Origin of the sequence: Marinobacter sp. 1-3A (assembly GCF_016597775.1) — a bacterium.
GTDB classification, from domain to species: domain Bacteria; phylum Pseudomonadota; class Gammaproteobacteria; order Pseudomonadales; family Oleiphilaceae; genus Marinobacter; species Marinobacter xiaoshiensis.
Genome location: NZ_VCGZ01000002.1, coordinates 351117 through 373355 on the forward strand (window position 1 = coordinate 351117; position 22239 = coordinate 373355).

The 22239-nt window shown below is 55.3% G+C and carries 11 protein-coding genes; 6 read left to right on the forward strand and 5 right to left on the reverse strand.

Features of this window, described 5'->3' with window-relative positions; genetic code table 11:
* Nucleotides 1-176 precede the first annotated feature (176 nt).
* Genes recC through recD form a run of 3 tightly spaced genes read left to right on the forward strand, consistent with a single transcriptional unit; the run spans nucleotide 177 to nucleotide 9714 of the window.
* Nucleotides 177-3725, forward strand: a complete 3549-nt coding sequence (gene recC / locus FE848_RS04770; RefSeq protein WP_200201597.1) for an exodeoxyribonuclease V subunit gamma — start codon at nucleotides 177-179, stop codon at nucleotides 3723-3725.
* The gene (gene recB, locus FE848_RS04775) at nucleotides 3722-7450 is read left to right on the forward strand and encodes an exodeoxyribonuclease V subunit beta (RefSeq protein ID WP_200201598.1); all 3729 of its coding nucleotides are present in this window, start codon (nucleotides 3722-3724) and stop codon (nucleotides 7448-7450) included. The genes recC and recB overlap by 4 nt, the downstream gene beginning before the upstream one ends.
* Complete coding sequence (gene recD / locus FE848_RS04780; protein WP_200201599.1) at nucleotides 7447-9714, forward strand: exodeoxyribonuclease V subunit alpha; 2268 nt, start codon at nucleotides 7447-7449, stop codon at nucleotides 9712-9714. Before recB ends, recD begins: the two co-directional genes overlap by 4 nt.
* 350 nt (nucleotides 9715-10064) lie before the next feature.
* Here recD and FE848_RS04785 read toward each other — a convergent pair whose 3' ends face one another.
* The gene (locus FE848_RS04785) at nucleotides 10065-11873 is read right to left on the reverse strand and encodes an ABCB family ABC transporter ATP-binding protein/permease (protein WP_200201600.1); all 1809 of its coding nucleotides are present in this window, start codon (nucleotides 11871-11873) and stop codon (nucleotides 10065-10067) included.
* A gap of 108 nt (nucleotides 11874-11981) precedes the next feature.
* Here FE848_RS04785 and FE848_RS04790 point away from each other — a divergent pair, with 108 nt between their 5' ends.
* The 3 genes from FE848_RS04790 to FE848_RS04800 all read left to right on the forward strand — a co-directional run bounded on the left by FE848_RS04790 (nucleotide 11982) and on the right by FE848_RS04800 (nucleotide 15931).
* Nucleotides 11982-13718: an ABC transporter transmembrane domain-containing protein gene (locus FE848_RS04790; RefSeq protein WP_200201695.1), complete on the forward strand. Its 1737-nt coding sequence runs from the start codon at nucleotides 11982-11984 to the stop codon at nucleotides 13716-13718.
* A gap of 93 nt (nucleotides 13719-13811) precedes the next feature.
* On the forward strand, nucleotides 13812-15089 hold the full coding sequence (gene gabT, locus FE848_RS04795; protein ID WP_200201601.1) for a 4-aminobutyrate--2-oxoglutarate transaminase: 1278 nt from the start codon (nucleotides 13812-13814) through the stop codon (nucleotides 15087-15089).
* Nucleotides 15090-15196: 107 nt separating this feature from the next.
* Nucleotides 15197-15931, forward strand: coding sequence for a VC0807 family protein (locus tag FE848_RS04800; RefSeq protein ID WP_200201602.1), 735 nt, complete (start codon nucleotides 15197-15199; stop codon nucleotides 15929-15931).
* Nucleotides 15932-16041: 110 nt separating this feature from the next.
* Here the strand turns inward: FE848_RS04800 and gyrB are convergent, their stop codons facing one another.
* The 4 genes from gyrB to dnaN form a co-directional block, all read right to left on the reverse strand.
* Complete coding sequence (gene gyrB / locus FE848_RS04805) at nucleotides 16042-18456, reverse strand: DNA topoisomerase (ATP-hydrolyzing) subunit B (RefSeq protein WP_200201603.1); 2415 nt, start codon at nucleotides 18454-18456, stop codon at nucleotides 16042-16044.
* Nucleotides 18457-18534: 78 nt separating this feature from the next.
* Nucleotides 18535-19668 (reverse strand): DNA replication/repair protein RecF, encoded by a 1134-nt coding sequence (recF, locus tag FE848_RS04810; protein ID WP_200201604.1) that lies wholly within the window; start codon nucleotides 19666-19668, stop codon nucleotides 18535-18537.
* A 124-nt stretch (nucleotides 19669-19792) separates the two neighbouring features.
* Nucleotides 19793-21064 carry an ABC1 kinase family protein gene (locus FE848_RS04815; protein WP_200201605.1) on the reverse strand — a complete coding sequence of 424 codons (1272 nt, stop codon included), beginning with the start codon at nucleotides 21062-21064 and terminating at the stop codon, nucleotides 19793-19795.
* 10 nt (nucleotides 21065-21074) lie between these two features.
* Nucleotides 21075-22178 carry a DNA polymerase III subunit beta gene (gene dnaN / locus FE848_RS04820; protein ID WP_200201606.1) on the reverse strand — a complete coding sequence of 368 codons (1104 nt, stop codon included), beginning with the start codon at nucleotides 22176-22178 and terminating at the stop codon, nucleotides 21075-21077.
* Between the last annotated feature and the right edge of the window lie 61 nt (nucleotides 22179-22239).

Here is a 22239-nt window from a genome sequence, read left to right on the forward strand (position 1 = left end):
TTTCATAGCTATAGCCACTAGAGGATTAACTCAGAAATATACCCTGTAGGGGATAAAACACTCACAACCAGCCCTTCCAAAAATTTGAGCAGCAGAGGTTTGCGCTATCCGCTTATCTACCCACATGCGGTAACCTGTAGCATCGGAATTGCCTCAGATACCAAACAGGGAAACCCATGCCCGAACACGCCGCCATCACCCCCGGTTTTCACGCCGTCCACGCAAACCATCTCGAAGACCTGCGCCGGGCTGTGGTGTTTATCTGCCAGCAGAACCCACTGCCGCCGCTGCAGAGCGAAACCTTTTTGGTACAGAGTAATGGTATTGCCCAGTGGCTGAAGCTGGCGCTGGCAGAAAAGCGTTCGGACGATGGCAACGAAGGCGGGCTCGGTATTGCCGCCGGCATGGACTTTCTGTTCCCGGCGCGGTTTATCTGGCAAGCCTACCGGGCCGTGCTGCCGGATGGTGAGGTACCGGAGCAATCCCCCTTTGATAAGCGCCGATTGGTATGGCGACTTTATCGGCTGCTGCCGGAACTGGTCCATACCGACGAGGTATTCAACCCGCTAGCGCGCTTTCTGGAAGGCAGTGATCCGGATTTGCGAGCATTCCAGTTGGCCGAAAAAGTAGCGGATTTGTTCGACCAGTATCAGGTGTTCCGCGCTGACTGGCTGGCCGCCTGGGAGCAGGGCCGGGATGTGGTGATCACCGCTCGCGGCGAAGAAAAGCCGGTTGAGGACGATACCCTTTGGCAACCGATGCTCTGGCGCAAGCTGGTGGAAGACACAGGCGCTGAAGCCCACACCAGCCGTTCGCAGATTCACACACGGTTTATGGCTGAAGGTCAGCGAATTACTGCGCCTGCTCATCCGAGCCGTTTGCCCAAGCGCATCGTAGTATTCGGGGTTTCGTCGCTGCCGCGCCAAGCTTTGGAAGCTCTATATGTGCTGAGCCGTTTCAGCCAGGTGGTACTGTGCGTTCACAACCCGTCGCAGTTCTACTGGGCGGATATTGTCAGCGACCGCGAATTACTGAAAGCCGAACGCAAGCGAGGCAAGGTTCACCAGACACTGTCGAAGATTGAAGATGCCGACCAGCTGCATCAGCACGCAAATCCACTGCTGGCAGCTTGGGGAAAGCAGGGCCGGGACTACATTCGTTTGCTGGATGAATTCGACAATCCGGATGAGTATCGCGCCAGCTTCCAGACGCCAGATCAAAAGATCGATATCTTCTCCGAACACGGATCGGATCAGGCTCCCTGCCTGCTGCATCAGCTTCAAAATGACATCTACAATCTGACGCCCCTTCAGGAAATCCGGAATGAACAGCGCGAACTCGATCTGGATCACGACCATTCCATAGCCTTCCACGATGCCCACAGCCCGCAACGGGAAGTGGAAATTCTGCACGATCAGCTGCTGGCGGCCTTCAATGCAGATACCACTTTGCGGCCCCGGGATGTGATGGTGATGGTGCCGGATATCAACGTCTATGCGCCGCATATTCAGGCGGTGTTTGGTCGCTACACTTCCGGCCTCAAGCGCCACATTCCGTTCACCATTTCTGATCAGGGCCAACGCCACCACGAGCCTGTGTTGATTGCCCTGGAAACGCTCATGTCGTTGCCGCGCAGCCGTTTCGGGGTGAGTGAGATCATCAGCCTGCTGGAAGTGCCCGGTGTTCGCGATCGCTTTGAAATTGCAGAAGAGGAAATCCCCTTGGCACGGCGCTGGGTAGAAGGCGCCAACATTCGCTGGGGTCTGCACGGTGCTCACCGGGAAAGTCTGGAGTTGCCCGCCGGCTTAGATCGAAACACCTGGCAAGCTGGCCTGCGCTCCATGCTTTTAGGTTACGGCATGGGCGACGACGAGCCTTGGGCGGGTGTTCAACCCTACGGCGAAATCGGAGGGCTGCAAGCCAGCTTGGCAGGCCGTCTTGGCGAATTCGTGTACCGCCTGGAAACCTTATGGCAAGAGTTGCAGGCAAGCCGCACACCCCAAGAGTGGGAAGAACTCTTCTCGGCCATGCTGGAGCAGTTTTTCCACAAAGTGGAAGGGCATGATTTGTTGCTGCTGAACCGTTTTCGCCGGCAGCTGGAGCAGTGGCTGGAAGACACGATGGCCGCAGGGCTGGACGAGCAATCGTTACCGCTGAATATCGTGAAGGACGTATTACTGGAAGGCCTGGATGAGGGCGGTCTGAACCAGCGTTTCCTGGCGGGCAAGGTGAACTTCGCCACACTAATGCCCATGCGAGCGATTCCTTTCCGCAAGGTGTGCCTGCTGGGCATGAACGACGGCGATTATCCTCGCTCACGGCCACCGGTGGATTTTGATCTGATGGCTCAGGATTACCGCCCGGGCGACCGCTCCCGCCGGGAAGACGACCGGTACCTGTTTCTAGAAGCCATGCTCTCGGCTCGCGAACAACTCTATATCAGCTGGGTAGGGCGCAGCATTCGCGACGACTCACCCCGGCCGCCTTCAGTGCTGGTCGGCCAGCTGCAAGATCATCTCGACAGCTTGTGGCAGGTGCCAGGAAAACCAAAGGATTCCGTAACCGCCGCACTGACCACCAGCCACCCGCTGCAACCGTTCAGCCGGGATTATTTCCCCCAGGTACAACACGCACGCAGCCTGTTCACCTACGAGCACGAATGGCGCGGTGCCCATGGCAACGAAGCAGAAGAGCGGCGCGAGCCGCAAACGGCCCTGCCGTATCAGCAACCCGAGGAACCCATCACCCTCAACGATCTCGCTGGCTTTCTGAAAAAGCCTGTGGATACGTTTTATCAGCGCCGTTTGCAGGTGCGTTTCGAGGATGTGGAAGACGACGACACGGATAACGAAAACTTTGATCTGAACGGTCTCGACCGCTGGCGTCTGGATACCGAACTGATTGAGCAGGGCCTGCTGAAAGCCGGTAACGATGAAGACCTGCACGAGCGCCTGGAAAGCACACTGGATCGTATGGCGCGGCGAGGCGACCTGGGTATGGGCGTCACCGAGCACAGGTTGCGAAGCGATCTCTCTGGCCGCTTACCCGATCTGTTCCAGCGCTATCAAAGCGCCTTGGCCGAGTGGCCCGAAGCGATCAGTGAACCCTTGCCGTTTGAATATCGTCTGGCCAATAACACGGGATCGGTAGAAGTGCTGGATTTAATCAACAACCTGCGCCGCAACCACGAAGGCAATACCTGCCGCCTGATTATCGCCGGTTCCAGCCTGCTCACCGGCAGCGGTAGTAGCAAGAAGCTCCGTTACGCCAACCTGATGCGGGACTGGGTAATTCATCTGGCCGGGCAACTGACCACACAACTGTTTGAAACCCTGATTCTAGGCAAGGAAGAAGGCCGGAAAGTACGCTTTGCACCATTACCAAGAGAAACCGCCGCCAAGCATCTGGACGCCATACTGGCGCACTGGATAGAAGCTAGCACCCGCGCGTTACCGCTGCACTGTGAGGCCGGATTTGCCTGGATTTACAGCTTCTACCAGAGCAAGAAATTCCTGGGTGACCACGAACGCGCCATCAGCGATGCCCAGCAGGCATACACCACTGCTTTGGAGCGGGACACTGGCTATTTACGAGGCGCTTTTGAAAGCGCAGAAGCCCTGATGGAAAGCGATGAATTTGAGGCCTTGCTGCACGCGCTTTATGTGCCCCTTTGGGAGGCCGAACAGGATAAATCCGCCGCTGGTCAGATTGAGGGCAAGCTATGACGGCTACAACCGTGACGAGAAACCCGAACCTCGATCCACTGGCGCTGCCCCTGAACGGCAGCAGCCTGATTGAAGCCAGTGCGGGTACCGGAAAAACCTTCACCATCGCCATTCTTTACGTGCGCTTTGTGCTTGGCCACGGACAACCCGAAGACAGCCCTCTGGCTGCCGGCATGCTACCGCCCAACCTGCTGGTGGTGACCTTCACCGACGCCGCCACCAAGGAACTGCGGGATCGCATCCGCACCCGGCTTACTCAGGCCGCAGAGGTGTTTTCCAGCAACGGGGAAGGCCTACAGCCCACACCGGAAACCGCGCTGATCCATCAGTTGCGGGATAACAGCTACCCGGATCCGACCACCTGGCCGGACTGCCGCAAAAAGCTGCTGCTGGCCGCCGAATGGATGGACGAAGCTGCGGTGTCCACCATTCACGCCTGGTGTAACCGGATGCTCACCGAGCATGCCTTCGACAGCGGCAGCCTGTTCCGCCTGTCTCTGGAAACCGATCAAAGTGAACTGCTCGATGAAGTCGCGCGGGACTACTGGCGCACTTTTATCTACCCGCTTTCGCCGGTACTGATGGATGAAGTGCTGAGCCATTGGAAAACCCCGGACAACCTGCGCGCCTCTGTGCATAACCTGCTTGGCGACGCTGATTCTTTCGACGTCGCCACCGACGATGTTAAGCAGGCCATCGAAGCTACTGTGCAAAAGCGCATGGAGCAGGCGCAGGCCCTGAAATCCTACTCTTGGTCAGACTGGAAACCCGAAGTCACCGACATGCTGATTGCCCTCAACAAGAGCAAACGCCTGCACGGTGGCAGCATGAAGCCGATGATTGCCGCTTGGGACAAACTGCGCGATTGGGCCGCTTCCGATGAGCTTTACCCGGAGGGTCTGGACAAAGCCGGCTTCCAGAACCAGACACCGGAAATACTGCCCACAAAACTCAAAGGCGAGGGCGATGCACCCCATCACCCAGCCTTTGATGCCATTGCAGAGCTGATCGAATTCAGCCAGAGCCTGCCCAGCGCCGAGGCCGACATTCTCCGGCACGCCAGCCGCTGGATTGCAGCGCGGCTGGAATCGGAAAAGCAAAAGCGCTCGGAAATGGGTTTTGACGACCTGCTCACACGGCTGGACGATGCCCTTCATGGCTCCCGTGGCGATCAACTGGCGGCCACCATTCGTCGCCAGTTCCCGGTTGCGCTGATCGACGAATTCCAGGACACAGATCCGGTGCAATACCGCATCTTCAACCGGATTTACCGGGTAGCGGAGAACCAGCCGGACACCTGCCTGCTGATGATCGGCGATCCGAAACAGGCCATTTACGGCTTCCGCGGCGCCGACATCTACACCTATCTGGACGCCCGCACCGGCGCCCGCGACCGCACCTGGACGCTGGGCCGCAACTTCCGTTCGTCCAAACCCATGGTGAAAGCGGTCAACCGGGTGTTTGAACATGGCGACCTCAACAGCCCGGAAGGTGCCTTCCTCTTCGGCAAAGGCGATACCTCACCCCTGCCATTTCAGGGGGTAGACGCCAACGGCACCAAGCGCCTGTGGTCGGTGAATGGCGAGGTACAGCCCAGCCTCACCCTGTGGTCACTGGAAAGTGACCAGGAAGACAAGAACGGCAACCGCAAGGGCCTGGCAAAAGGCGCTGCCACAACGGATGTAGCCGAAACCTGCGCCAGCGAAATCGCCCGACTGCTGACACTTGGCCAGCAGGGACTGGCCGGTTTTGCACTGGAAGAGAACAAAGGCGACCTGGAGCCGGTTGAACCCAAAGACATCGCCATTCTGGTGAATAACCGCAACGAAGCCGCTGCGGTACGGGATGCGCTGGGCCAAAGGCGCATCAAGAGCGTGTACCTGTCTGACCGGGATTCGGTGCTTACCTCGCAAGAGGCAAAAGAAGTGCTGTGCTGGCTCAAAGCTTTTGCCGAGCCACGGCAACTGGCCTACGCCCGCGCGGCTCTGGCCACGCCCACGCTGGGTTTGCCTTGGCGCTATCTCGACCAACTGTTGATCGACGAGATGGCGCTGGAGCGGGAGATTGACCGCTTTATGGGTTATCAGAAGCAGTGGCAGGGCCAGGGTGTGCTGCCTATGCTGCGCAGCTTCCTGATGGACTTTGATGTACCCGGCCGTCTGTTACAGCGCCCGGAAGGCGAACGCCGTCTCACCGACATTCTGCACATTGCCGAACTCTTGCAACAAGACAGCCTGCAACTGGACGGCGAACACGCATTGGTACACCACTATACCCAGATTCTGCGGGCGGCGGACGAAGAGGACGAACACCGCACCCTGCGCCTGGAAAGCGATGCTGGTCTGGTGAAGGTGATTACCGTGCACAAATCCAAAGGCCTGGAATATCCCTTGGTGTTTCTGCCCTTTGGCACAGCCTTCCGCGCTCAAAGCGAAAAACAATCGTTCGTGCGCTATCACGATGACCACTCAAAACTGATCACTGTGTTTGATCCCACACCGGAAGACGTTGCCCGGGCAGATCAGGAGCGGCTGGGCGAGGACATCCGCAAACTCTACGTGGCCCTGACCCGCGCCCGCTTTGCCACCTGGGTCGGCGTCGCGGAGATTGATAACTGGCACCTCAGCGGTCTGGGCTATTTGCTGGGTGGAGAGCCTGCTGCGCAACACCCGCTGAGTGACGCGCTGAAGCATCTGGTTGATGGCCACACAGAGCTATGTACAGAGGCTCTGCCAGACGCTACCGGATTGCGTTACGCCGAAGAAGCGCCCGCAGCGCTCGGGCCAGCACTGATCTCAACCCGCGAAGCCCGGGAAGACTGGTGGATTGCCAGCTACTCCTCACTGGAATACACCGGGCTTTCCGGAACCGGCATAGCCTTCGCCGGGGAGGTGGAAGACGCCGAAACCCAAAACCTGCTGGAAGAGGGCGCTCACAACCCTGAGGATGAGGACACAGCGATTCTGCTCAGCCACAGCCTGCACAATTTCCCGAAAGGCGCAGGCCCAGGCACCTTCCTGCACGATCTGCTGGAGTGGTGCGTACAACAGGGCCTGCAACACATTGTGGATAACCCCGAACACTTACGTGAACAGCTCTTTCGCCGTTGCAGCACGCGGGGCTGGACTGACTGGGTAGATACGCTTGCGCACTGGATCCTTGCGCTCATTCGCCAGCCGCTGCCATTGAGTCGCAATGGCGGTGAAAGCGTCAGCCTGACCGCCCTTGACACCCTGCGCCCGGAACTGGAGTTCTGGTTTGAGAGTCGTAACGTAAGCACCCGGGCCATGGACAAACTGGTGACTCAACACACCCTCAACGGCGCGGACCGCCCGCGAGTGGATGACGGCCGCTTCAACGGCATGTTGAAAGGCTTTATCGACCTGGTGTTTGAACATAACGGGCAATATTACGTGCTGGACTACAAATCCAACTATCTTGGCGATAACGATAGCGCCTACACAGATCAGGCCATGGGCGAGGCGATTCTGGAGAAGCGCTACGACCTGCAATACATCCTCTATCTGCTGGCCCTGCACCGCTTGCTGAAAGCCCGCCTGCCGGATTATGACTACGACCAGCACATCGGCGGTGCGGTGTATCTGTTTTTGCGCGGCGTGCACGCGCCAGGGGCAGGGGCGTTTACCGACAAACCACCCAGAGTATTGATTGAACAACTGGATGCTATGTTCGATGGCAAGGCAGCCGGGGAGGTAGCGGCATGAGTAAGACAAGGAATACCGAAAACCAGTTTTCCTTTGATCTGGACGAAGCCGAAGACACTGGCCTGGCCTTGGAGCAAACCGAAACTCTTCTGGAGCTTCTGGATAGCTGGCAGCAAGCCGGCTGGATTCGCCCTCTGGATGTACGCTTTTCGCGGCTGATTCAGGATCTGTCGGAAGAGCAGGGCGAAGCACCGCAACCTCTGGTTTTGCTGCTTGCTGCACTGACATCCCATCAGGTTGGCCGGGGCCATGTGTGCGTGGATCTGGCCACGCTTCTGGCGGATGCGGACAACACATTATCACTGCCGCCGGAGGAGCCTAACAGTAATCTCTCCCCACAAACCAGGGGCATTCTGCCAAACTCATCGGCGGAGCAGGAAATCACCGATGGCAGCTTCAATGGCCCGGGAGAACTCCTGGCTCGCGTATCAATTCAGGAATGCATCAGTGCTCTGGATAAGGCCTTGTCGGTAAGTGATGGCTCACATACTACGCCGCTGGTGTTAACCGGCACTCGACTGTACTTGCGCCGATTCTGGCGTTACGAGCAGCAAATTGCCGCCGGTATTCTGCAGCGGCTGGCGCAGCCATCCACTCTGACTGACACGTCTTCAAGCGCGGCCTCAACACTCAGCAATGCTCTGGACATATTGTTCAAGCCACAGGGTTCTTCGGACTCTCCTGTGGACTATCAAAAACTCGCCTGTGCACTGGCCGCCCGCAACCGTTTCGCAGTGATTACCGGTGGCCCGGGCACCGGCAAAACCACTACTGTGGTGAATTTACTGGCCGCCCTGCAGTCCGTCGCAGGCGAATCCACCGAGCGCGATAGACGCAAATACCGTATTCGCCTCGCAGCGCCCACAGGCAAAGCCGCAGCCCGGCTGAACGAATCCATTGGCGGTGCCGTCAGCCGTCTGCCACTGGCGCAGTTACCGGGGCAGGTGTCTCTGGCGGACATTCCCACCAAAGTCACCACCCTGCACCGGCTTCTGGGCAGCCGCCCGGACACCCGCAAATTCCGCCATAACCGCGACAACCCGCTGCTGGTGGATATTCTGGTGATCGACGAAGCTTCCATGGTAGATCTGGACATGATGGCGTCGGTGTTTGACGCCCTGCCCGCCAACGCCCAACTGATTTTGCTGGGCGATAAAGACCAACTGGCCTCGGTAGACGCCGGCGCTGTGCTGGGTGAATTGTGCCAACGCGCGCCAAGCGGGCACTATCTGCCAGAGACTGTGCAGTGGCTGAAAGCCATAACCGGCACCGACATCCCCGCAAACCTGCAGAACCCCGAAGGCCAGCCGCTGGATCAGGCCGTGGCCATGTTGCGCAAAAGCTACCGCTTTGCCGAAGGCAGTGGCATTCGCCAACTGGCCGAAGCGGTCAACACCAACACCTTGAGCGACAGCATGCTTCAGCAGGCCCTCAGCGCCGGTTTCGAGGATGTGGTGTGGCTGAATGGCCGCACCAGAAAACCCTCGCTGGAAGACAGTCAGACGCTGATCTGCAGTCATGCGGTCAGTGGCAGCCCGGAAGCTTTTCAAAATAGCGGGGAAGGACGAATCCATGGCAACAGCCAGCTCTTGCCGCCACCCGTAGGCTACCGTCACTACTTATCACTGATGAATAACCACGAACTGAACGCCAGCAGCTCAACAGAGCAGTGGGACGAGCTGGCAAGATCCGTATTGGAGGCCTTCAGTGATTTTCAGGTGCTCTGCGCCCTGCGCCGTGGCCCCTGGGGTGTAGAAGGGCTCAACGAACTGATCGCTCACAACCTGCTCAAACAAAGACTGATTCCCCGTGCCGAAGGCTGGTACGCCGGGCGCCCAGTGCTGATTACCGGCAACGATTACAACCTGGGCCTGATGAACGGCGATGTGGGCATTACCTTCAGCCTGCCCTGGGCCGCTGACACACAAACCAACGACGAACAACCAAAATCCGTACTGCGCGTGGCCTTCCCCAGCAGCGACGGCAGCGGCGACATCCGCTGGATATCACCCAGCCGGCTGCAACAACTGGAAACCGTGTACGCCATGACAGTGCATAAATCCCAAGGCTCGGAATTCAATCACACCTGCCTGGTATTGCCCGACCGCCTCAGCCCCGTGCTCACGCGAGAACTGGTGTACACCGGCATCACCCGTGCAAAGAACTGGTTCAGCCTGATCACCGGCGACGCCAGCGTGTTTTCGGAAAGTGCGGAGCAGCGGGTAGTTCGGGCTTCGGGGTTGGCTTCGGTTTTGTCTCGGTGATTGCTGGTTTGGTGCGTCTGCATGACTGGGGAACCGGCTCCCAAAAAACGCCCGTAAATACTTCCATGTAGGGCTCGGCTGCAGCCATCCTTGGCTGCAGACGTTTTTGGGAGCCGGTTCCCCAGCCATGCAATCCGAGCTTGTGCAGCTCTCACCATCTAAAAACCGATTAGCTTTTCTGAGGCATAACACCAATGTTCGGGCGGCTCTCCGGCAGAGGCTTCCGAAAACCTGGAGCGCCAAGGATGGCGCGACGGAGCACTACAGGGAAGTATTTACGGGCGTTTTTCGGAAGCCTCTGCCGGAGAGCCGCTTACTCCAAGGTATGCCCAGAGCTTCAGTCAGGCACTTCAATCTGTCAAAGATACGTCATCCTCACTATGCTGTTGCTGCAGCCACAACCTTGCGTAATAACCATTCTGCGCCAGTAACTCACTGTGGCTGCCGCTTTCCACAATCTGGCCCTGATCCATTACCAGAATCGTGTCGGCATCGCGCACTGTGGATAAACGGTGGGCGATTACCAGTGTGGTGCGCTGACGACTGACTTCGTTCAGGGCATCCAGGATTGCCTGTTCGGAGATAGAGTCCAGTGACGAAGTGGCTTCGTCGAGAATCAGCAACGGCGGGTTTTTCAACAGTACGCGGGCAATAGCAACTCGCTGTTTTTCACCGCCAGAGAGTTTCAGGCCACGTTCGCCGACTTTGGTGTCGTAACCTTCTGGCAGGCTACGGATGAAGTCGTCCAGGCGCGCCTGCTTTGCAGCATGGTGTACCTCCGCTTCGGTAGCCTCCGGCCTGCCGTATGCGAGGTTACTGTACAGGGTGTCGTTGAACAGAACGGTGTCTTGCGGAACCACTCCGATTGCTGAGCGCAGGCTGTCCTGGCTAACCTCGCGAATGTCCTGGCCATCAATGGTGATGCTGCCCTTATCCACGTCAAAGAATCGGAACAGCAGGCGGGCGAGGGTGGATTTACCTGCTCCGCTGGCGCCCACAACTGCCAGTGTGTGCCCGGCTGGTATAGTGAAGTTCACATCCTGCAGAATCTGTCGATCTGAACGGTAAGCGAAATGCACGTCAATAAAGCCTACCTCGCCTTTATTGACGAGGAGTGAAGGCGCCCCGGGAGCATCTTTAATGGCTGGTGTTTCACCAAGCAAACCGAACAGGCGCTCCACATTCACCAAAGACTGGCGGATTTCCCGGTAAACAAAGCCCAGAGCATTCAAGGGGATAAACAGCTGAAGCAGGTAAGCGTTGATCATGGTGAAGTCCCCCAGGGTAATAACCCCACTGGCCACTTCTCTCACGGCCATCACCATCATGGTTATCATGGCCAAACCAATAATGAGCGCCTGGCCGGAATTGAGTGCAGCCAGAGACAGGCGGTTCTTCAGGCGTGCTTTCTCCCAGCCTTCCAGATTCTCATCGTAAAGCTCGGCTTCGAATTTTTCGTTATTAAAGTATTTAACGGTTTCGTAGTTGAGCAGGCTGTCGATGGCGCGGGAGTTGGACTGATTATCCCGGGCGTTGGCCTCACGAACGAACTTGGTTCGCCACTCGGTGACTCTGATAGAGAAAACCACATACACCACTACTGCGATGAGGATGGCAAACACATAGCTGGCGTTGAACGCCACAAACAAAATGCCTGCCACCATCAGAATTTCCAGCAGGGTAGGCACTATATTGAACAGGGTAAAACGTAGCAGGAAGCTGATACCCGTAGTGCCTCGCTCTATGTCCCGGGCCAGCCCGCCGGTTTTGCGATCCAGATGGAAGGCCAGTTCCCGGTCATGCAAATGGCGGAAAACCCGCAGCGATACCCGCCGCATGGCGCGCTCGGCGACCCGCGCAAACACAGCATCCCGCAGCTCACCGAACAGCGTGCTGCTAAACCTCAAGGTTCCGTATGCAACCACCAGCACGATGGGAATCCACAGCAACAGCTCAGCCTCGCGGCCCTGATCCAGATAATCCACAATGTATTTCAGAGCCACCGGAGTTGCGACCGTTGCCAGTTTAGCCAAAATCAGGAAGGCCACAGATAGCGCTACCCTCCCACGGAACTCGGCAAGATAGGGCCAAAGCCCGGCAATCACTTTCCAGTTCGGTTTATGGTTAGCGGGGTAATCACTGTCAGCATAAGCGCGCAAGGGACTTCCTTCATTTTTACGGAGAGGACAAGCGTATGATAGGGCTTGTGAATATTACTGCACCTCAACTTCAGGAGTAACATCATTAACACACGTCATCGGCAGGCCCTGAAACTGATAATCGGCTTTATTCTTCCCTATCGCAAAGCGGTTGCCGGCGCTTTGGTGGCACTGGTCATTACTGCAGGTATCACGCTCGGTTTGGGGCAGGGCCTCAAGATTCTGGTGGATCAAGGCCTGGCTACGGAATCCCCGGCTAACCTGGCCCGGGCTGTTGGTCTGTTTTTTATGCTGGTGTTGGGGTTAGCCTTTGGTTCTTTCGCGCGCTTTTATCTGGTTTCCTGGATTGGCGAAAGGGTGGTGGCGGATATCCGCAAGCAGGTATTCAATCATCTGATTGATCTGCACCCCGGGTTTTTCGAGCAGAACCGTGCTCTGGAAATACAGTCGCGATTTACCGCCGACACCACAGTGCTGCAATCGGTCATCGGCTCAACCGTCTCCATTGCCCTGCGCAATGCTCTCATGCTGGTGGGCGGCCTGGTTTTGCTGTTCATCACCAATGCCAAGCTGGCCGGGATTATCCTGCTGGGGTTTCCTCTGATTATCGCGCCTATCCTGTTTTTCGGTCGACGCGTTCGGCAGTTGTCGCGGCTAAGTCAGGACAGAGTTGCAGATGTGGGCAGCTACGTGGGTGAAAACCTCACGCAGATCAAAACCGTTCAGGCCTTCAACCACCAACCCCATGACCGACAGTTTTTTTCCGAGGTTTCCGAACGGGCTTTCGATATCGCCCGAGCCCGCATAAAACAGCGTGCATGGTTAACCACCTTGGCCATTTCTCTGGTGATGGGCGCTGTCGGTGTTGTCATCTGGATTGGCGGTCTGGATGTTATCCACGGCCGCATTACCCCGGGAGAGTTGGCCGCATTTCTGTTTTACAGTTTGTTGGTGGGCGTAGCGGCAGGCGCAATCAGCGAAGTCATTGGTGAGCTGCAACGGGCTGCTGGCTCCGCTGCACGGTTGTTTGAACTGCTCCAGACAAAACCGGCATTCATCCGGCCGGCAGAACAAGCAAACGAGTTCCCCGGGGCCATTACCGGCGAAATTTCCATCGAGGGCCTTAATTTCAGCTACCCCGGCCGGAGCGAACACCCGGCACTGACCGATATCTGTCTGCACGTTCGTGCCGGTGAAACCCTGGCGCTGGTCGGGCCTTCCGGTGCAGGAAAATCCACCTTGTTTGATCTGCTGTTGCACTTCTATCAGCCCGACAGCGGTACCATTCACATTGACGGAACAGACAGCGCCACGGTTTCCCTTGAAGCGCTACGCAGCTGCTTTTCACTGGTACCCCAGAACCCCGCGCTGTTCCATGGCACCGTGGCAGACAACATCCGGTACGCCCGCCCGGATGCCAGCCATGCCGATGTTGAAAAGGCCGCACGTATTGCCCACGCCCACGAATTCATCGAGAAGCTGCCTGAAGGCTACAGCACGCAACTGGGCGATGCAGGGCTAGGGCTATCTGGTGGCCAAAATCAACGGCTGGCTATTGCCCGTGCGCTGCTTGCTGATGCTCCAATACTGCTGCTTGATGAAGCGACGAGCGCGCTTGATGCTGAGAGCGAGAGCCTGATTCAGCAAGCCATGCCGGCCCTGACATCCGGAAGAACTACCCTGGTGATTGCCCACAGGCTTGCCACCGTGCGTGATGCTGACCGTATTGCCGTACTGGAACAGGGGCGCCTTCTAGCCGTCGGCACCCATGATGAGTTGATGCAAGGGAATGAACTTTACCGGCGTCTGGCCGATTTGCAGTTCCGGGAGCAACCGGTGAATTAATTTATTCCTTGCTGTCAGTTTGTGTCATTCCGTTCTACTCCCTACACTGAGGAACGAGATTGTTACTATCAGAGACACAGGGAGAATGGCAAAGTGAGCAACAAAGAACTTCAGGCACTCAAAGAACGCTATGTTGCAGCAGGCGTTGCGAGCCCAAATGAGCAATTTGCTGACCACGCAACCAACGCAGAACTGTGGGACGCTGACGGCAAACGTATGATCGATTTTGCCGGTGGTATTGGTGTTCTCAACATCGGCCACCGCCACCCGAAAGTAGTGGCAGCGATCAAAGCCCAACTCGATAAGCTGATGCATACCTGCCAAACGGTTATGCCCTATGAGGGCTATGTGCGCCTGGCGCAGAAGCTGAGCGAAGTCACTCCGGTTAAAGGCCATGCCAAAGTAATGCTGGCCAACTCCGGTGCGGAAGCACTGGAAAACGCCCTCAAGATTGCCCGAGCGGCCACTGGTCGCACCAACGTCATCTGCTTCAACGGCGGTTATCACGGCCGCACCTTTATGACCATGGCAATGAATGGCAAGGCAGCACCTTACCAGACCGACTTTGGCCCCATGCCAGGAAGCGTATTCCGCGCACCTTATCCTGTTCCGTATCACGGGGTTACAGAGGAAGAAGCACTGCGTGGCCTGCAGATGACTATGAAAGCCGACTCTCCGGCAAACCAGACTGCTGCCATCGTGCTCGAACCGGTACTGGGCGAGGGTGGCTTTTACGCAGCACCAACCAGTTTCCTTAAAGCACTACGGAAAATTTGTGACGATAACGGCATCCTGCTGATTGTGGACGAAGTTCAGAGTGGCTTTGGCCGTACCGGCAAGATGTTTGCGCTTGAGCACAGTGGTGTTGAAGCTGACATCATTACCATGGCGAAAAGTATGGCTGACGGTATGCCAATCTCAGCAATTGTTGGTACCGACAAAGTCATGGACTCGTCCGGGCCCAACTCGTTGGGCGGCACCTATACCGGTAGCCCGACTGCCTGTGCGGCTGCCCTTGCTGTATTCGAGGTATTCAAGGAAGAGGATATCCTGGGCAAGAGCATACGCCTTGGCGAAAAGCTGAATCAGCGGTTTACCCAGTGGCAGGAGCAGTTTACCCATGTGGACAACGTACGTGGGTTGGGGCCCATGGCGGCATTCGAAATGGTTGAAAGCAAGGAAAGCCGTAAACCAATGCCCGAAATGGCTGCAGCAATTACCAAGAAAGCCCAAGAGAAGGGACTGATCCTTCTTAGCTGTGGCATGTTTGGGAATACCCTGCGTTTCCTCATGCCGGTAACGATCGAGGATAGTATCCTTGAGGAAGGCTTGGCAATCGTTGAAGAGTGCCTGAAAGAAGTCGGCGCCTGATACGTTTTAGTTGAGTCATTTGTGAAGCAAGCCGAACCTCCGGGTTCGGTTTTTTTATGGCGTTCGTCGTATACTGGCCCGAGCAGTTTAACTAATCAGGCAGAGCCATGACCGCACCAAATACTACCGCCGTGCCCGACCACAAACCCAGACCTTGGGTCGATCTTCTGGTCAGCATTATCATTCCATCCGTTATCTTGATGAAGTTCAGTGGCGACCAGCATCTTGGCAGTGTCAACGCCCTGATCCTGGGCCTGGCCTTTCCACTAGGGTGGGGCCTTTTCGAGCTGATTCGTTACAATAAAAAGAACTTTATAGCCTTGCTGGGCCTGGTAAGCGTGGGTCTAACAGGTGGTATCGGCTTGCTGGAACTGGATGCCGGCTGGCTCGCCATAAAGGAAGCAGCTATTCCCGCAATCATTGGTCTAGCGGTGCTTGCCTCAACACGCACGAAATACCCCCTGGTTCGCACGCTCCTCTACAATCCTAATGTGCTCGATGTCGATAAAATTCAGAAGACCCTGGAAGAAAAGGACCAGGTAGAAGAGTTCGAAGGGCGCCTGCTCAATGCCAGCTACTTTTTTGCCGGCACCTTTCTGTTTTCTTCCATCATGAACTACGTTCTCGCCCGCTGGATTGTCGTCAGCCCGTCCGGTACCCAAGCGTTCAATGAAGAGCTTGGAAGGATGACTCTGGTGAGCTATCCGATGATTGCCATCCCCTCTATGGTGATGATGATGCTCATTTTCTATTATCTTTGGAGAACCATCCGCAGGCTTACGGGCTACACCCTGGAAGAAGTCATGGCGCCTCATTTGGCGGAGAAGGAAAAAGCCAGGTAATCAGCTTCGTATGACGGAAGATAATGCAGTAATCCAGTGAGGCACCCGGTTTTCAGGTATAAAAAAAGCGGCCACAGTGGGCCGCTTTTTTGTACCTGCTTAAAACCCCATTAAATGTCGAGGTTGTGCACTTCCAAAGCGTGAGCCTGGATAAAGTCACGACGTGGCTCTACATCATCACCCATTAATGTTGTAAAGATCTGGTCTGCTGCAACAGCATCATCAATCTTCACTTTCATCATGCGGCGGCTATCGGGGTCCATGGTGGTTTCCCAGAGCTGATCCGGGTTCATCTCACCCAAACCCTTATAGCGCTGAATGGTCAGGCCACGCTGCGCTTCCTTCATCAACCAATTCAGTGCGCCCTCAAACGACAACACAGCCTGCTTACGCTCACCACGCTGTATGTAGGCTCCGTCTTCAACAAGGCCATTCAGGGTCTCGCCAAGGCGTGCAATCGAAGCGTAGGACGGTGAGTCGAAGAAGTCATGGTTAAACACGTACTCCGTCGGAATACCGTGTACATGAATGGTTACCATGGGCAGGAACAGGCCCCGCTCAGAATCCTTTTTGACGGAGAAGGTAAATTTGGTTCCGGTGCGGGTGTCCAATTCCAGACCATCACCCAGACGACTTGCCCAAGCAGCTACTGCTTGCTCATCCTTCAGATCCTCTGCTTTCAGAGTATCGTTGTGCAGCATTTGCTCCAGCACCATCGCAGGATACGCGCGGGACAGGCGCTCAATCATCGCCATAACCGCCTGATAATCCTTCACCATGGTCTCAAGGGCAGAGTCCTTGATAGGTGGCGCTTCCGGGTTCACATACAGTTGTGCACCTTCCAGAGATGTCTGGGTGAGGTAGGCTTCCATTGCCTTCTCATCCTTCAGGTACTGCTCCTGCTTGCCACGCTTGACCTTATATAAGGGAGGCATAGCAATAAATACGTGGCCACGTTCGATGATTTCGCGCATTTGGCGGAACAGGAACGTGAGCAGCAGCGTGCGGATGTGAGAACCATCCACATCGGCGTCCGTCATGATAATGATGGAGTGATAGCGAAGCTTGTCAGGGTTGAACTCTTCCCGACCAATGCCACACCCCAAAGCCGTAATAAGAGTACCCACTTCAGCAGAGGACAGCATCTTGTCAAAACGTGCTTTCTCCACGTTCAGGATCTTACCTTTCAGCGGCAGGATAGCCTGGGTTTTGCGGTCTCGGCCCTGTTTGGCGCTACCGCCGGCCGAGTCACCCTCCACTATGAACAGTTCGGATAGAGCAGGGTCTTTCTCCTGGCAGTCTGCCAGCTTGCCGGGTAGGCCGGCGATATCCAGAGCGCCTTTGCGACGGGTCATGTCCCGAGCTTTACGCGCTGCTTCACGGGCACGCGCTGCTTCAATCATCTTGTTAACGATCAGTTTGGCTTCGTTAGGCTGCTCTTGCAGGTATTCGGCAAAGCTCTGGTAGAGCTCCTGCTCAACGGCCGTTTTTACTTCCGAAGAAACCAGTTTGTCTTTTGTTTGCGAAGAGAACTTGGGATCAGGAACTTTCACACTGATGATAGCCGTCAGACCTTCGCGGGCGTCGTCACCGGAGGTGCTTACCTTTGCCTTTTTACCCAGACCTTCCTGTTCAATGTAGTTGTTCAGGGAGCGAGTAAGTGCTGAACGGAAACCTGCCAGGTGAGTACCACCATCCCGCTGGGGAATATTGTTAGTGAAGCAGTAGATGTTTTCCTGGAAGGCATCATTCCATTGCATGGCAACTTCAACCACGATGCCGTCTTCCCGTTCCCGGGTAAAATGGAAAACCCGGTTTATAGGCGTTTTATTGGTATTGAGATGCTCAACAAACGCTCTCAATCCGCCTTCGTACTCAAAAATTTCTTCCTTTCCACTGCGCTCATCCGTCAGACGAATGCGAACGCCACTGTTCAGAAACGCCAGTTCCCTGATGCGTTTTGCCAGAATTTCGTAGTGGAACTCAATAGTAGAAAAGGTTTCCGGAGACGGTATGAAATGTACCCGGGTACCAGAAGCTTCCGTATCGCCAACAGGTGCCAGGGGCGCAACGGGCACACCGTGTGTGTACACCTGTTCATACACCTTGCCATCGCGACGGATAGTCAGGGTGAGGGTAGAGGACAACGCATTTACAACCGAAACGCCTACACCATGAAGGCCACCAGAAACCTTGTAGGAATTATCATCAAACTTACCCCCGGCATGCAGCACCGTCATGATAACTTCGGCAGCGGATACGCCTTCTTCCTCGTGGATATCCACAGGAATTCCCCGGCCATTATCCTGAACGCTTACCGACTCATCCGGGTGAATAATGATGCCTATCTCGGAGCAGTGTCCTGCCAAAGCTTCATCGATGGAGTTATCCACCAGTTCAAAGACCATATGATGCAGGCCGGTTCCATCATCGGTATCGCCAATATACATCCCTGGCCGTTTTCGTACCGCATCCAGCCCCTTCAGGACTTTGATATTGGCGGAACTGTAGCTCGATTCACTCATTAGGAAACTCCTGAAGCTTAAGGGCCGGCGCAATCCTGAAGCAGCATTTTGTGCGGCTAAAAGGTCGGTAGGCCGGTTTTATTCTTCCTTCAATTTGCCATGTTCCACGTGGAACATTCGGTAATCAGGTATTTGGTTATTCTGCCACAACGACTCCGGATCAGGATGTTCAATGGCGGTAATAAATACCTGGCAACGTAACTGCTGTAACTTCCGAGCCAGCATGGTTCTGTGGCTCTCATCCAGCTCGGCGTTAATATCGTCAACCAAAAAGCTTACCTGCTTTCCAAGATCGTTTAACACCATGCTCTGGGCAATCTTCATCAGAATGACGAGGGTCTTTTGCTGGCCGCGAGAAAAGGTTTCCGCCACCGGTCGTCCCTGAAACCTGATGCGGATGTCTGCACGGTTTGGCCCATAAAGGGTATGCCCCATGCGGGCTTCCTGCTCCCTGTGACGTACCAACACATCAGCCAGAGACTGACTCGTGTCCCATCCAGGGTAGAATTCAAGTTTCAGCCCGTCTGTCCAACTCACATCCACTTCGTGAACCAGGCTGTCGAACGCCCTTTTGAACTGATCAAAGGCGGTCTTTCGGGCATCGCTTATTCGTTCGCTCAGTGCCACGTACTGGGTATCCCAGATACGCAACATGGATTCGTCTAGTCTACCATTTCTCAGCGTTTGATTCCGCTGTGATGTGACTCTCTGGCACTGTTGCCAGCTTGAAGCGAAAGAAGGTTCCACGTGGAACACTGCCCAATCGAGAAATTGCCGACGTTTTCCGGGACCTCCCGCGACAATGTCAAACACGCCCGGATCGATTACCGAAACTGGCAAATGCATCGCGAGCGAAGATAAGCTGCGTACACTTTCTCCATCGACCCGCAACGTCGTTTCTTTTTGCGCAACATCCCGGGAGATCCCCAGGCGATGGGCAAGAGCCCCTTCTCCAGGATTATTACGATCGCTGTCAAACCCATGATCCAGGCCACCAAACACGGTGAAACGCTGCTGGCCATGCTGCACAACTGCCTGATGTCTACTCACCCGGAAGGATCGGCCCAAACCCAGATAACCAATTGCTTCGAGCACGCTTGTTTTGCCACTACCGTTCGCACCGTGAAGAAAGTTGAAAGACGGTGAGAAGGAAACAGGTTCAGCAGGAGACAGGTTGCGAAAAAACTCGGTATGAAGTTTAACCAGCGCCATAGGAAGCAAAGCTCGTCGCGGCAGCAAGAGGAATGGAACGAATCCACGAAAAAAGGCAGCAACTCGCGAATCACACGAATTGCTGCCTTAGTGTACAAAACCAGGCTTGCGAAGGCGACCGCCTTCAGTGAAGCATATTCAGGCGGTCGTCCATAAACACATCCATTTCCGGCGCGAGAATATGTACGTATCGATCAAAATACAGGAATTGTTTCAGAAGCAGAGCGAACTCCCTCGGAAAGTGCAGGCCGTGGCTTTCACCGACCTTCACCATATCCATAAGAATGCTATTCACGTCGTCCTCAGCCTGGTCCGCCTGATAAGGGACATGATCGGGCACCATTTTATCCATTTGCTGGTAAAGTTTGCGCAAATCTGCAGCAAGATCGTCTACCTTCACGGTATGCTTGGTAATCCCGATACGGATCATGGCATCTGCCATGCCCTCGAAATTCCCAACCATCACTGCCGATATAAAATCACTGACCGCTTCCCAGGTGTCTGGGCGAATACGTCCAACAATACCAAAATCAATAAACCCTACGCGCCCATCCTTCAACACCATCAAATTGCCTGCGTGGACATCCGCATGGAAAAACTCGCACTTCGTAAGGCTGGCAAACCAAGTGTTCATGGCCGTGATCAGCGTTCGTTCCGGATCCTTTGCATAACCGCGGATGCTTTCCAGGTCCGTTAAGGGTACACCGTGGAACCGCTCCATCGTCAGGATCCGGCGAGTACTAGCATGCTCATATACCGCTGGGACTGTTGCATCTTCATTATGGGTATCATGAAGGAACTTCCGGAATACCTTGAGGTTGTTCGCCTCTTTAATAAAGTCACACTCCTCCATCATAGTGCGTTGAATTTCTTCAACGATACCTGAGAGAGACGTCCAGGAGAGCTTGGGTGCGAGGGTTTCCAGGATACGTGCCGATAGGTACAGGAAGTTCAGGTCGGTCAGCAGGATATTTTCAACACCTGGCTTTTGGACTTTGATGACCACGTCTTCGCCAGTCACCAGGCGCGCCGCATGTACCTGGGCAATGGAGGCGGAGGCCAGAGCTACCGGATCAATCTCGGAGAACACTTGATCAATCGGCCGATTCAGCTCTTTACTGATAATTCCTTTTATAACACCGAACGGCAAATTAGGCGTACGATCAAGACAGTACTGAAATTCCTCCACATACTCTTTCGGGAAGAAGGTCGGTGAACTGGCGATGAACTGCCCGAGTTTAATGTAGGTTGCGCCCAGTGATTCGAAAGTCTGGCGCAGCATACGCGGAGCAGGGGGGCGTTCCCCCCTGACCCAATTGACACCGGTTCGGCCGAGTACAGAAAGTGTTTGCCCTATTCTGAATACGCCTTTGATTCCGTTCGTTACGGTGCCCATTTCTTATCTCCTATAGCCTCATCGGCATAACCACATAAAGGCAGCGGTTATCAGTTTGCGATTCGATCAATGCACTGCTGTTGGGATTCGACAGGGTGATCTTTACCTGCTCATCATCCAGCGCATTCATTACATCTATCAGGTAGCCTACATTAAAACCGATCTGTAGTGATTCGCCCTGATAATCCACTGGCAGCGCGTCTTCGGCCTGTTCCTGATCCGGATTGTTTGCAAACACCTGCAATTCGTTTGTGGCCAGGTTCAGCCGAACACCGCGGATATTCTCATGGGACAATATTCCGGCGCGCTGAAGGGTGTTTTTAAGCGTGCCACGATCTGCCAGGACAATCTTGTCACCGCCGCGGGGAATTACCCGGTTATAGTCCGGGAACTTGCCTTCAATCAGCTTGGAGGTAAACGTGTACGACCCAACCGTCGCTCGCAGATGGTTATCACCAATAACCAGAGTAACGGGTGTTTCTACATCATCCAGCAGGCGCGACAACTCAAGCACGCCTTTACGAGGCACAATTACCTGCCGAGGTTCGGCACAACCGGTGTTCAACTGAACGTGGGCCATAGCCAACCGGTGACCATCGGTAGCAACCGTGCGCACGTGGTCCTTATCTACTTCAAGCAATAAACCGTTGAGATAGTAACGCACATCCTGCTGGGCCATAGCGAAGGCAGTTGCGTCGAACATACGCCTCAGTTCTTTCTGCGGCAGCTCCAGCCGGAAACTCTCAGGCTCATCTTCCACATTGGGAAAATGCTCAGCAGGCAGGGTAGACAGGGTAAAATGACTTGCACCACATCGTACATGCAAACGATCGCCTTCAAGCACAAGCTCGATTGGCGCTTCGTCTCCTAGAGACCGACAGATATCTGAAAGCTTGCGGGCAGGGACGGTGATACGCCCTGGATGGTCAACATGGACAGGTGTTACCCGGCCGACCAGTTCAACTTCCATATTTGTCCCGGTCAGAACCAGGGTGTTGTCTTCGGCTACCAGCAATACGTTGGACAGTACCGGCATGGTCTGCTTTTTTTCAACAACACCGGCAATGCTTTGCAAAGGTATGAGCAGGGATTCACGGCTGATCGTCAGTTTCATGTCACTCAGCTTTCTATTGTTGGAAGGATGAATGTAATCTTTGCTTGAGGCTTCACACATC

Bases quoted from the DNA above. Each gene is read 5' to 3' on its own strand.
- recC (WP_200201597.1), top strand. From the start codon at position 177: ATGCCCGAACACGCCGCCATCACCCCCGGTTTTCACGCCGTCCACGCA.
- recB (WP_200201598.1), top strand. From the start codon at position 3,722: ATGACGGCTACAACCGTGACGAGAAACCCGAACCTCGATCCACTGGCG.
- recD (WP_200201599.1), top strand. From the start codon at position 7,447: ATGAGTAAGACAAGGAATACCGAAAACCAGTTTTCCTTTGATCTGGAC.
- FE848_RS04800 (WP_200201602.1), top strand. From the start codon at position 15,197: ATGACCGCACCAAATACTACCGCCGTGCCCGACCACAAACCCAGACCT.
- gyrB (WP_200201603.1), bottom strand. From the start codon at position 18,456: ATGAGTGAATCGAGCTACAGTTCCGCCAATATCAAAGTCCTGAAGGGG.
- recF (WP_200201604.1), bottom strand. From the start codon at position 19,668: ATGGCGCTGGTTAAACTTCATACCGAGTTTTTTCGCAACCTGTCTCCT.
- FE848_RS04815 (WP_200201605.1), bottom strand. From the start codon at position 21,064: ATGGGCACCGTAACGAACGGAATCAAAGGCGTATTCAGAATAGGGCAA.
- dnaN (WP_200201606.1), bottom strand. From the start codon at position 22,178: ATGAAACTGACGATCAGCCGTGAATCCCTGCTCATACCTTTGCAAAGC.